Below are 12,003 nucleotides of genomic sequence, written 5' to 3' on the forward strand. Positions count from 1 at the left end.
CATCATGAGGTACCCACATGCCCAGCGAGTTCTTCATCCCCGACCCGGAGGGCCGGACCCCCAGCGCCGAAGGCTACTTCGGCGCGTTCGGCGGCAAGTTCATCCCCGAGGCCCTGGTCGCGGCCGTCGACGAGGTGGCCGTCGAGTTCGAGAAGGCGAAGGCCGACCCCGCGTTCGCGCGGGAGCTGGACGACCTGCTCGTGAACTACACGGGACGGCCCAGCGCGCTCACCGAGGTGCCGCGGTTCGCCGAACACGCCGGGGGCGCCCGCGTGTTCCTCAAGCGCGAGGACCTCAACCACACCGGCTCCCACAAGATCAACAACGTGCTCGGGCAGGCGCTGCTCACCAAGCGGATGGGCAAGACCCGGGTCATCGCCGAGACCGGCGCCGGGCAGCACGGCGTCGCCACGGCCACCGCGTGCGCGCTGTTCGGGCTGGACTGCACCATCTACATGGGTGAGATCGACACCCAGCGCCAGGCCCTGAACGTGGCCCGGATGCGGATGCTCGGCGCCGAGGTCATCGCCGTGAAGTCCGGCTCCCGGACGCTGAAGGACGCCATCAACGAGGCCTTCCGCGACTGGGTCGCCAACGTCGACCACACCCACTACCTGTTCGGGACCGTCGCCGGGCCGCACCCCTTCCCCGCCATGGTCCGCGACTTCCACCGCGTGATCGGCGTGGAGGCGCGCCGCCAGATCCTGGAGCGGGCCGGGCGGCTGCCCGACGCCGCGATCGCCTGCGTCGGCGGCGGCTCCAACGCCATCGGGCTCTTCCACGCCTTCATCCCGGACACCGACGTCCGCCTGATCGGCTGCGAGCCCGCCGGGCACGGCGTCGAGACCGGCGAGCACGCGGCGACGCTCACCGCGGGCGAGCCCGGCATCCTGCACGGATCGCGGTCGTACGTCCTCCAGGACGAGGAGGGGCAGATCACCGAGCCCTACTCGATCTCCGCGGGGCTCGACTACCCGGGCATCGGCCCCGAGCACGCCTTCCTCAAGGACAGCGGCCGCGGCGAGTACCGGGCCGTCACCGACGACGCGGCGATGCGGGCGCTGCGGCTGCTCTCCCGCACGGAGGGCGTCATCCCGGCCATCGAGTCCGCCCACGCCCTCGCGGGGGCCCTTGAGGTCGGCCGGGAGCTGGGACCCGACGGGCTGCTCGTCGTCAACCTCTCCGGGCGCGGCGACAAGGACATGGACACCGCCGCCCGCTACTTCGGGCTCTACGACGCCACCGAGGAGGCCGCCAAGTGAGCGGGAACCTTCAGCTGCTGAGCGACACCCTCGCCGCCGCCAAGGCCGAGGGGCGGGCCGCGCTCATCGCGTACCTGCCCGCCGGATTCCCCACCGTGGACGGCGGCATCGAGGCGGTCAAGGCCGTCTTCGACGGCGGCGCGGACGTCGTCGAGGTCGGCCTGCCGCACAGCGACCCCGTCCTCGACGGGCCGGTCATCCAGACCGCCGACGACATCGCCCTGCGCGGCGGCGTGAAGATCGCCGACGTCCTCCGCACGGTCCGCGAGGCGCACGCCGCCACGGGCAAGCCGGTGCTCGTCATGACGTACTGGAACCCCATCGACCGCTACGGCGTGGAGCGGTTCACCGCCGAGCTGGCCGAGGCGGGCGGCGCGGGCTGCATCCTGCCCGACCTGCCCGTGCAGGAGTCCGCGCTGTGGCGCGAGCACGCGGCCAAGCACGACTTGGCCACCGTCTTCGTCGTCGCCCCCAGCAGCAAGGACGAGCGGCTCGCCACCATCACCGCGGCGGGCTCCGGCTTCGTGTACGCCGCCTCCCTGATGGGCGTCACCGGCACCCGCGCCTCGGTGGGCGCGCAGGCCGCGGACCTGGTGCGGCGCACCCGCGCCACCACCGACCTGCCGGTCTGCGTGGGCCTCGGCGTCTCGAACGCCGCCCAGGCCGCCGAGGTCGCGGGCTTCGCCGACGGCGTCATCGTCGGCTCGGCGTTCGTCCAGCGCATGCTCGACGCCGAGGACGAGGCGGCGGGCCTCACCGCGGTGCGCGAACTGGCCGGTGAGCTGGCCAAGGGCGTACGGGCCGACGGGTAGTTTCGTACGGGTAGCTCATAAGGGTGGACCTGGACCGGGGAGGCGCGCTCGCGCCTCCCCGGTTCGTTTGGTCCGTTATGAGCGAGAAGAACCGTGAGGGCAAGCGCACGGCCCGCGAGCGCCTTGCCGAGGAGCGCGAGCGGCAGAAGAGAAGCGACAAGCGGCGCCGGACGCTGCTGGTGAGCGCGGCCGTCGTCGGGGTGCTGGCGCTGGCCGCGGTCGGCGGCCTGCTCGCGGCGAACGCCGGGGACGACGACAAGAAGAAGGACGCGTCCGGCCCGGTGGTCGCCCCGAAGGGCGCGACCGACGAGGACGGCCCGGCGATCCGGCACGGCAAGGCCGACGCCAAGTCCACCCTCACCGTCTGGGAGGACTTCCGCTGCCCGGCCTGCAAGCAGTTCGAGGACGGGTACCGCTCGACGGTCAACGACCTCGTCGACAAGGGCCTGCTCAAGGTCGACTACCACCTCGCCACCCTCATCGACGACAACATGGGCGGCCACGGCTCCCTGCGCGCCGCCAACGCCGCGGCCTGCGCCCAGGACGCCGGGAAGTTCCCCGCGTACCACGACGTGCTGTTCCAGAACCAGCCCCCGGAGCCCGACGACGCCTTCGGGGACAACGACAAGCTGATCGAGCTGGCGGGCAAGGTCGACGGCCTGACCACGGCCGCCTTCAAGAAGTGCGTCACCGACGGCACGCACAGCAGCTGGGTGGTGAAGTCCGACAAGGCCTTCGAGGACGCGGGCCTGCGCGGCACGCCCACGGTCCTGCTCGACGGCAAGAACATCTTCGAGGACCAGAAGAACCCGCTCACGCCCCAGAAGCTCAAGCAGAAGGTGGAGCAGGCGGCCCGCTGACGCCCGCCGTCCGCGGGGCGGCGTTATGGACCCGTTGCCGGGCCGGTTGCCGTCGGCGCCGCCCGGCGCGGTAGCGTCGACCCTGCCATGGAATTTGCCTACATCCCCAGCCCGTCGCGCGGAGTGGTCGAGCTCGGCCCCATTCCGCTGCGCGGCTACGCGTTCTGCATCATCATCGGCGTGTTCGTCGCCGTGTGGCTCGGCAACAAGCGGTGGATCGCCCGCGGCGGTCTGCCCGGCACCGTGGCGGACATCTCCGTGTGGGCGGTGCCGTTCGGCCTCGTCGGCGGCCGCCTCTACCACGTGATCACGGACTACCAGCTGTACTTCAGCGACGGCCGCGACTGGGTGGACGCCTTCAAGATCTGGGAGGGCGGGCTCGGCATCTGGGGCGCCATCGCCTTCGGCGCCGTCGGCGCCTGGATCGGCTGCCGCAGGCGCGGCATCCCGCTGCCCGCCTGGGCCGACGCCCTCGCCCCCGGCATCGCGATCGCCCAGGCCATCGGCCGCTGGGGCAACTGGTTCAACCAGGAGCTGTACGGCAGGGAGACGGACCTGCCGTGGGCGCTGAAGATCACCAGCTCCGACGACGGCCGCGTGCCGGGCACCTACCACCCGACGTTCCTGTACGAGTCGCTGTGGTGCCTCGGCGTCGCGGCCCTCGTCATCTGGGCCGACCGCCGCTTCAGGCTCGGGCACGGGCGGGCCTTCGCGCTGTACGTCGCCTCGTACTGCGCGGGCCGCTTCTGGATCGAGTACATGCGCGTCGACGACGCCCACGAATTCCTCGGCCTGCGGCTGAACAACTGGACGGCGCTCGTCGTCTTCCTGCTGGCCGTGGTGTACTTCGTGATCTCGGCGCGGACGCGGCCGGGCCGCGAGGAGGTCGTCGAACCCGCCGCGGTCGCTGGCGGGGGCGCCTCCAGCGATGACGGCGCCGACGCCGAGGGGGAGCCCTCGGACGCCCTGGCCGAGGCGAAGGGCTCTGACCCGCTGGCCAAGGAGCCCAAGGTCGAGTCCGAGGGCGGGGCGGAGTCCACGGCCAAGGGCTGAGACGGCCTCCGTCATTCGGCTAGGGCGCCGTCGTGGCTGGTCGCGCCTCTTCGGGGCGCTGCCGACGAGCCAGAGCCAGCGTTCTGCGGGCCTGCTCCGCCACCGCCTGGTCGATGAACTGACCGCCGGGGAGCGCCTGGGCGCCCGGGTGGGCCTCCGCTGCCCTGAGGACGGCTTCGGCCCGCTCGACCTCCTCGGGGGTCGGCAGGTACGCGCGCTCGATGACCGGGAGCTGGCGCGGGTGGAGGGCGGCGCGGCCCAGGAAGCCCAGGGCGCGGCCCCGCGCGCAGGACGCGGCCAGGCCCTCCAGGTCCCGGATGTCGGGGTGCACCGACTGCGGCGGCGGAGGCAGCCCCGCCGCGCGGGCGGCGACCACCACCCGGGACCGGGACCAGTCGAGGCCCGGCTCCTCCCGCACGCCGAGGTCGGCCCGCAGGTCCGCCTCGCCGAGCGACAGGCCCCGCAGCGCCGGGTGCGCGGTGGCGATCGCGTACGCCCGCTCCACGCCGAGCGCCGACTCGATCAGGGCGTACAGGGCGGGCGCGCCGCCCTCCGCCGGGGCCGCCCGCTCGGCGGCGCGCACCACGTCCGCCGGGTCGTTCACCTTGGGCAGGCGAAGCCCTGACAGGCCCGGCAGCGGCGCGAGGGCCGCCAGGTCGGCGTCGGACAGGGGCGTGCCGAGCGCGTTCACGCGGACGTGGACGGGAACCGGCGGGGCCTTCGCCAGCAGCTCCGCGGTGGCCGCGCGGGCGTACTCCTTGCGGTCCGGCGCCACCGCGTCCTCCAGGTCGACGACCACCACGTCGGCGCCCGCGGCCAGCGCCTTCGCCACTACCTCGGGGCGGTCCCCGGGAACGTACAGCCAGGTCAGGGGGATGGGCCTCATAGGGCGCCCTCCTCGCGGAGCGCGCTGATCTCGTCCGCCGTCAGGCCGAGCCCGGTCAGGACCTCGTCGGTGTCGGCGCCGTGCGGGCGGCCCGCCCAGCGGATCGCGCCGGGCGTCTCGGAGAGCCGGAAGAGGACGTTCTGCATGCGCAGCGGGCCCAGCTCCGGGTCGGGGACCGTGGTGATCGTGCCGAGGGCCGCGTACTGCGGGTCGGTCATCACGTCCCGCACGTCCTGCACGGGGGCGACCGCCGCCTCCGCCTTCTCGAAGGCCGCGACGACCTCGGCGCGGGTGCGGCGGGCGATCCAGGCGCCGACCGCCTCGTCCAGGACGTCCGCGTGCGCCGCGCGCCCGGTGCCGGTGGCGAACCACGGTTCGTCGATCAGCTCGGGGCGGCCGACCAGGCGCAGGACCCGCTCCGCGATCGACTGGGCGGAGGTGGACACGGCGACCCAGCTGCCGTCGGCGGTGCGGTAGGTGTTGCGGGGCGCGTTGTTCGCTGAGCGGTTGCCGGTGCGCGGCTGGACGTGGCCGAGCTGGTCGTACCAGAGCGGCTGCGGGCCGAGGACCGTGAGGATCGGCTCGATGATCGCCATGTCGACGACCTGGCCCCGGCCGGTGCGGTCGCGGGCCGCGAGCGCGGTCAGCACCGCGTACGCCGTGGCCAGGCCCGCGATGGAGTCGGCGAGGCCGAACGGCGGCAGCGTCGGCGGGCCGTCCGGCTCGCCGGTGGCCGCGGCGAAGCCGCTCATCGCCTCGGCGAGCGTCCCGAATCCGGGGCGGCGCGCGTACGGCCCGAACTGGCCGAAGCCCGTGACGCGGGCCAGGACCAGGCGCGGGTTGGCGGCGCTCAGCTCCTCCCAGCCGAGGTCCCACTTCTCCAGGGTGCCGGGGCGGAAGTTCTCCACGACCACGTCGGCCCCGGCGGCCAGGCGCAGCAGGGTGGCGCGGCCGCCGGGCGTGGACAGGTCCAGGGTCATGGTGCGCTTGTTGCGGCCGAGCAGCTTCCACCACAGGCCGACGCCGTCCTTGGCCGGGCCGTGGCCGCGGGAGGGGTCGGGGCGCGCGGGGTGCTCGACCTTGATCACGTCCGCGCCGAAGTCGCCGAGCAGGGTCGCGGCGAGGGGGCCCGCGAAGAGCGTGGCGAGGTCGAGGACGCGCAGGCCCTCCAGCGGTCTCACGTGTCCGCCCCCGCGTCGATCTCCGTGCGGTACGGCATGGACGCCGCCGCCCCCGGCCGCCGCACGGACAGCGCGGCCGCCGTCGACGCCCAGGCGAGGGCGTCCGGCATGGGCCTGCCCTCGCCGAGCGCCACCGCGAGCGCGCCCACGAACGTGTCACCGGCGCCCGTGGAGTCCACCGCCGTGACCCGGGGCGCGGGCACCGTGACGGGTTCCGCGTCGCGCGCCACGTACAGGCTGCCGTGCGCGCCCAGCGTGACGACGACCTCCGGGACCTGGGACAGCAGCGCCCGCGCCGCGGCGCCGGGGTCGGTGACGCCGGTGAGCGCGGCGGCCTCGTGCTCGTTGGGGACCAACAGGTCGACGGCGGCGAGGAGTTCGGGCGGCAGCGGCTGGGCGGGCGCCGGGGTGAGGACGGTCCGCACGCCGCGCTCGCGGGCGTGGCGCGCGGCGGCGAGCACTCCGTCGAGCGGCACCTCCAGCTGGAGGAGCAGCAGGTCGGCGGAGGCGATCAGGGCCTCGTCGCCGTGGGTGAGGCCGGTGAGCGTCGCGTTGGCGCCGGGCACCACGACGATCGCGTTGCCGCCCTCGTCGTCGACGACGATGTGCGCGGTTCCGGTGGCGCCCTCGACGGTGCGCAGCAGGTCGATGTCCACGCCCGAGTGGTCGAGGGTCTCGCGCAGCCGCGCGCCGAAGGCGTCGGTGCCGACCGCGCCGACCATCGAGACGGTGGCGCCCGCGCGGGCCGCGGCGACGGCCTGGTTGGCGCCCTTGCCGCCGGGGAAGGTGCGGAACTCGCGGCCGGTGACGGTCTCGCCGCGGCACGGGGCCGTGGCCACGTACGCCACGAGGTCCATGTTGGTGCTGCCTAGGACGACGATGTGCGGGCTCATGGGCGGGGGGTCTCCTGGAGTGTGTGAGGGGGCGTCAGCTCGGCGGTGAGCTGGGCGAGTTGGTCGAAGCCGACGCCGTCGAAGGCGCCGACGGACGTGGCCAGGCGGTTCTTGAGCGGGGCCGTCCAGCGCGGCGGCAGCGCGTCCGGGTGCCCGGCGAGCAGGCCCGCGACCGAACCGGCGGTCGCGCCGTTGGAGTCGGTGTCCCAGCCGCCGGACACCGCTTTGGTGATGGAGCCGGTGAAGTCGCCGTCGGCGTGGGTGAGGGCGGCGGCCAGCAGCGCCGCGTTCGGGACCACGTGCACCCAGTGGTAGTGGCCGAACCGGCCGTGCAGCTGGTCGACCACGTCGTCGAAGTGCCGCGCGGTGCGGGCCAGGTGGATGCCGTGCGCGACGGCCTCGGACAGCCGGGAGCCGGGCGGGATCGCGGCGAGGCCCGCCGCCAGGCACTGGTGGACGTCGGCGGTTCCGGACGCCGCCCGCGCGATCGTGGCCGCCGCGAACCGCGCGCCGTACACGCCGTTGCCGGTGTGGGTCAACTCGGCGTCACGGCTGGCCTGTTCGGCCGCCGCCTGAGGGTTTCCCGGGTTCGTCCAGCCGTGGACGTCCGCGCGGATCAGGGCGCCGATCCACTCGCGGTACGGGTTGCGGTGGCGGGCCGTGCGGGGTGGGGCGACGCCGTTGAGGAGGTTGCGGTAGGCGACGCGCTCGGCGGTGAAGGTGCGGGCCGCGGGCAGCTCCTCCAGCCAGAGCGTAGCCACGTCCGCGGTGGTGAAGGCGGGGCCGTGGCGCTGCAGGAGGAGCAGGTTGAGCAGGGGGTAGTTGAGGTCGTCGTCCTCCGGCATGCCGTCGATGTTCTCGGCGAGGGAGGTGGGGGCGGAGCGCCGGTTCCAGGGGTGCTGGGCGAGGAGGGCGGGTGGGACGCCCCTGGCGGTGAACCAGGTCCTCAGGGGCCAGTTGCCAGCCGCCCTGGCCAGGGCGCGGATGCCGTCCAGGGGGAGCTTCTCCACCGGTTTGCCCAGGAGGCAGCCGACGGCTCGGCCCAGCCAGGCCGCGTGTACGCGGTGGCGGTGGCCTCGCGGGGGCGCCCAGGCCCGCCCCTTTCCCGAAACCAGGGGCTGCCGCCCCTGGCACCCCGCTCATGGCCGCTTCGCGGCTCGTCCTCAAACGCCGGACGGGCTGAATCACCCAGCTCGTCCAGGAGTTGTTCCGCCAAGGCTCGCAGGTGGGGCGGGGCCCGGTGGAGGGACGCGCCTGACGTGGGAGGGGTGGGAGTGCCGCCCGCCGCCAGCCAGCGGGAGCGGGCCTCGGTGACGTCTCTGCCCTCCTCCTCCGCCTGGCGGAGTTCGTGGGCGATGAGGTCCTCGGGCTGGAGCCAGGTCAGGCGCATCAGGGGGTGCCCGTCAGAGTGGCGAACGCCGTCTCGTGGGCGCGGCGGCGGGCGCGGTCCCTGGCGTGGACCTCCCGCGCGACCGCCGTCAGGGTGCGGGCCGGGGCGTGCAGGTCCAGGCGGCTGGCCTCGGCGACCCTCTTCGACCAGTCGCGCGGGATCGGCGCCTCGCCGCGCAGCGCGCCCGCGATCGCGCCGCTCATCGTCGCGATCGAGTCGCAGTCGCGGCCGTAGTTCACCGAACCGAGCACCGCGGCCCGGTAGTCGCCGTCGGCGATCAGCACCATGCCCAGGGCGATGGGAAGTTCCTCGATCGCGTGCAGGCGCGAGGGGCGGCGGGCGCCGAGCGACGGGGCGCGGTAGTCGGGGCCGACCGTGTCGAAGGGGGCGATGGCCGCGCGCAGGGGCCGCAGGGCCGTCTCGTACGCGCGGTGTCGGGCGGCGGTGTCCGCGACCGCCTCGATGGCGGCCCGCGTGCCGTCCTTCGCCAGGGACAGACAGGTGTCGATCACCGAGGTGGGGGTGGCGCCGGGGCGGCAGGCCGCCGCGACCGCCGCCGCGAGCACGCCCGCCGCCTCCCTTCCGTACGACGACTGGTGCGCGCCCGCCACGTCCAGGGCCTCGGCGTACGCGGCCTCGGGGTCGGCCGCGTTGACCAGGCCGACCGGCGCCATGTACATCGCCGCGCCGCAGTTGACGATGTTGCCGGTGCCCGCCTCGCGCGGGTCCGCGTGGCCGTAGTGCAGGCGGGCCACCAGCCACTTCTCGGCGAGGAACAGGCGGTGCAGGGGCAGCGCCTCGGCCTCCAGTTCCGGGATCCAGCGGGGACGGGTCATCAGGTCCGGCACCAGGTGGTCGGCGATCGCGTACGCGTCCAGGTGGTCGCGGACGGTGGCGTACACGCGGACCAGGGCGTGCGTCATCAAGGTGTCGTCGGTGACGTGCCCGTCGCCCTTGTGGTACGGGGCGATGGGGCGGGCCGTGCGCCAGGCGTCGCCGTGCCAGGGGCCGACGATGCCCTGGACGGGGCCGCCGTGGCGGTCCGCGATCTGCTCGGGGGAGTGGCCCTCGACGGGGCCGCCGAGCGCGTCGCCGACGGCCGCGCCGACGAGGCTTCCGGTGACGCGGTCCTCAAGGGTGGTGCGCGGCGGTGTCGGCTGCGGGGCTGTCATGCGGTAAGTCGCCTCCTGCGGTGGGTGGTTGGGGGTCAGGTCGGCTCGTACGCGTCGGCCAGGCGCGCGGCCAGCGCCACCAGGTCGGTACCCGCGAGGCGGGGCAGCGCGCAGCCGGAGAGCGTCCGGCAGGCCGCCCGCCAGCTGTCGGGGATCGCGGCGGCCGTGCCCAGCACGCCCGTCAGCGCCCCGGCGAGCGCGGGCGCCGAGTCCGCGACCCGGGACAGGCAGGCCGCGGCGGGCACCGCCTCGTGGATCCGGCCGCGGGCGGCGGTGGCCAGGGCGAGGGCGACCGGGACGGTCTCGGCGGCGGCGATGCCGTAGCTGTAGACGTGGTCGACGATCTGGTGCTCCAGGAGCGGGATCAGGGCGAACGTGGCGCCCTCGTCCAGCGCGCACTCGTGGGCGAGGGCGACCGCGTGGCGGGCGTTGCGGCCGATCTCCGTGCCGCCCGGCAGCTGGGCGAGGGCGGCGCCCACCGCCTCATCGGGGCCCGCGCCGCCGAGGGCCGCCGCGACCGCCGCGGCCATCGCGCGGGCGCCGTGCACGCCGTCGCCGTCCTGGGTGTAGCGGGCGTCGAACTCGGCGAGGTCGGCGGCCCGTTCGGGGGCGCCCGGGTGCACCAGGGCCAGGACGCAGGCGCGCACGCAGGCCGCGTCGTCGAAGTAGTGCGGGTTGTCGTGGCCGGTGGCGGGCGGGGTGAGGCCCGCGGCGAGGTTCCCGAGGCCCGCGCGGACGGAGATCCGGGCGCGCAGGGGCAGGACCGCGGACTCGACCTCCGGGGCGCGGGCCGCGGCGGCGGCGATCTCGTCGGCCAGGGACTGCCAGGCGGCGGCCAGTGCGGTGCGGGTGCGGCGGTCCCTTGAGCGGGTGGGGGTGCTCCTCGCGCGGGTGGCCCGTGTCGCCTCCAGGACGGACTCCGCGGTGAAGGCCGCCCACTCCGCGTCGTCGGAGGGGCCCAGGCGGAGGGGGCCCGGGGGCTGGTTCAGGGCGATGGGCACGGGGAGGGTGGTGGTCGCGTTCTGCTCGGCGAACGTGTCCAGTTCGCGGGTGAGGCGGCGGGTCCACTCGGGCATGCGGGTCGCCCGGTGGCGGGCCGCGGGCCACCCGGCGGCGTCGCCTGCGGCCAGGCCGAGCAGGAGGCCTTCGGTGCGGGGGCTGCCGGGGGTGGCCCTGCCGGGGGCTCCCCAAGCCCGCCCCTTCCCGAAACCAGGGGGTTGCACCCCCTGGACCCCCGCTTCACGGTCGCCCGGCGTCTCGGGCTGTGCCCACCCGTCCCGCCCTGCGGGACGACTGCCCACAGCCAGGGAATGGCCAGTTGTGTACGACATTACGGCTCCTCGTCCGGCGTCAGCAGGTCCGCGATGTCCAGGACGTGGTGGCCCCGCATCGTGGGCAGGCAGGTGCCCCGGGCGGGGCCGATGGCCTCGGCCCACTCCGCGGGGATGGACGCGGCGCCGCGCGTCGCGCCCGCGAGGGCGCCCGCGACCGCCGCCGTCGTGTCGGCGTCGCGGCCCATGTTGACCGCGGTGAGTACCGCCGCCGCGAAGTCGCCGTCGGCGGCCGCGTACGCGCCGAAGGCGAGGCCCACCGCCTCCGGGGCCAGGTCCGTCCAGGGGTAGCCGCCGATGACCACGGCGGTGCGGACCGCGCGTTCGCCGCGGTGGGCGACGGCGACGGCGCGGCGCAGCGAGCGGCACGTCCAGGAGTCCTCCGGGATGACCGACAGGGCCGCCGCGACCACGGACGGCACCGGCGCCCCCGCCATGGCGGCCGCGACGCCCGCCGCGACCGCCCGGCCGCCGTGGATGCCCTCGCCGTCGTGGCTGACCGAGCCGTCGACGGCGACCAGGCGCGCCGCCTCCGCCGGGTCCCCCGCCGCGAACACCCCGAAGGGCGCCGCCCGCATCGCCAGGCCGTCGCTCCACGCGTGCCGGTGCTGGGCCGAGATGGGGGCGGCCAGGCCCCGGCGCAGGTTCTCCAGGGTGCCGCGCTCGCTGAACCCGGCGCCGCGGAAGGGCCCTTCGTCGAGGTCGGCGATCCAGCGGTGCCAGGCGGCCTCCACGTGGGCGACCCGCAGCCCGGAGCCGTACCGGGCGAGCAGCAGGCCGGAGAAGATGGCGTACTCGGTGTCGTCCGTGCCCGCCGGGTGCTCGGCGACGTACCCCGTGATGCGGCCCCAGCGGCGGCGGATCTCGGAGGGCTTCAGGTTCTCCGCGGGCGCGCCGAGCGCGTCGCCGACGGCGAGGCCGAGCATCGCCCCGCGGGCCCGCTCGCGCAGTCCGCCCGCGCCGCCGGGCGCCGGGACGGAGGGAACGCATGCGACGGATGCCATGCCGTGCCTCCCTGTCACGCCTGTCACGCTCTGTCACGCCGACTGCCGATGGCGGCGCCTTGGTGGATGACTCCCACGCGACGCCTCTCATATGAGCATCGGCGCGCTCGGATCACCCCTTCGCGCCGTCGGCGCCCTGCTGCCGAGAGGCAGCCGGAC

The 12,003-nt window shown here is 75.2% G+C and carries 10 protein-coding genes and 1 pseudogene; 4 read left to right on the forward strand and 7 right to left on the reverse strand.

What is annotated here, in order from left to right; genetic code table 11:
* Positions 1-17: 17 nt before the first annotated feature.
* The 4 genes from trpB to lgt all read left to right on the forward strand — a co-directional run bounded on the left by trpB (position 18) and on the right by lgt (position 3,987).
* Positions 18-1,262 (forward strand): tryptophan synthase subunit beta, encoded by a 1,245-nt coding sequence (trpB, locus tag ACOBQU_RS29050; protein ID WP_423631010.1) that lies wholly within the window; start codon positions 18-20, stop codon positions 1,260-1,262.
* A complete protein-coding gene (trpA, locus tag ACOBQU_RS29055; RefSeq protein WP_423631012.1) occupies positions 1,259-2,074 on the forward strand; it encodes a tryptophan synthase subunit alpha in 816 nt (271 codons plus the stop codon). Before trpB ends, trpA begins: the two co-directional genes overlap by 4 nt.
* A 77-nt stretch (positions 2,075-2,151) precedes the next feature.
* The gene (locus tag ACOBQU_RS29060; protein WP_423631014.1) at positions 2,152-2,934 is read left to right on the forward strand and encodes a DsbA family protein; all 783 of its coding nucleotides are present in this window, start codon (positions 2,152-2,154) and stop codon (positions 2,932-2,934) included.
* Between the two features lie 87 nt (positions 2,935-3,021).
* Entirely contained in the window at positions 3,022-3,987 is a 966-nt protein-coding gene (gene lgt / locus ACOBQU_RS29065) for a prolipoprotein diacylglyceryl transferase (protein ID WP_423631016.1), read from the forward strand.
* 19 nt (positions 3,988-4,006) lie between these two features.
* On the opposite strand, the gene ACOBQU_RS29070 is transcribed toward lgt, so the two are convergent.
* The 7 genes and pseudogenes from ACOBQU_RS29070 to ACOBQU_RS29100 form a co-directional block, all read right to left on the reverse strand.
* Positions 4,007-4,873: an HpcH/HpaI aldolase/citrate lyase family protein gene (locus ACOBQU_RS29070; protein ID WP_423631018.1), complete on the reverse strand. Its 867-nt coding sequence runs from the start codon at positions 4,871-4,873 to the stop codon at positions 4,007-4,009.
* Complete coding sequence (locus ACOBQU_RS29075; protein ID WP_423631020.1) at positions 4,870-6,054, reverse strand: CaiB/BaiF CoA transferase family protein; 1,185 nt, start codon at positions 6,052-6,054, stop codon at positions 4,870-4,872. The genes ACOBQU_RS29070 and ACOBQU_RS29075 overlap by 4 nt, the downstream gene beginning before the upstream one ends.
* Positions 6,051-6,947, reverse strand: coding sequence for a ribokinase (gene rbsK / locus ACOBQU_RS29080; RefSeq protein ID WP_423631022.1), 897 nt, complete (start codon positions 6,945-6,947; stop codon positions 6,051-6,053). The genes ACOBQU_RS29075 and rbsK overlap by 4 nt, the downstream gene beginning before the upstream one ends.
* A pseudogene (locus ACOBQU_RS29085) lies at positions 6,944-8,337 on the reverse strand (ADP-ribosylglycohydrolase family protein). The gene rbsK and the pseudogene ACOBQU_RS29085 overlap by 4 nt, the downstream one beginning before the upstream one ends.
* Positions 8,337-9,509: an ADP-ribosylglycohydrolase family protein gene (locus tag ACOBQU_RS29090; protein WP_423631023.1), complete on the reverse strand. Its 1,173-nt coding sequence runs from the start codon at positions 9,507-9,509 to the stop codon at positions 8,337-8,339. Before ACOBQU_RS29090 ends, ACOBQU_RS29085 begins: the two are co-directional and overlap by 1 nt.
* A gap of 35 nt (positions 9,510-9,544) precedes the next feature.
* Entirely contained in the window at positions 9,545-10,840 is a 1,296-nt protein-coding gene (locus ACOBQU_RS29095; protein WP_423631025.1) for an ADP-ribosylglycohydrolase family protein, read from the reverse strand.
* Complete coding sequence (locus ACOBQU_RS29100) at positions 10,840-11,844, reverse strand: ADP-ribosylglycohydrolase family protein (protein WP_423631026.1); 1,005 nt, start codon at positions 11,842-11,844, stop codon at positions 10,840-10,842. The genes ACOBQU_RS29095 and ACOBQU_RS29100 overlap by 1 nt, the downstream gene beginning before the upstream one ends.
* Positions 11,845-12,003 lie beyond the last annotated feature (159 nt).

It is taken from the genome of Streptomyces sp. G45, assembly GCF_049542095.1.
Taxonomy (GTDB): Bacteria; Actinomycetota; Actinomycetes; order Streptomycetales; family Streptomycetaceae; genus Streptomyces.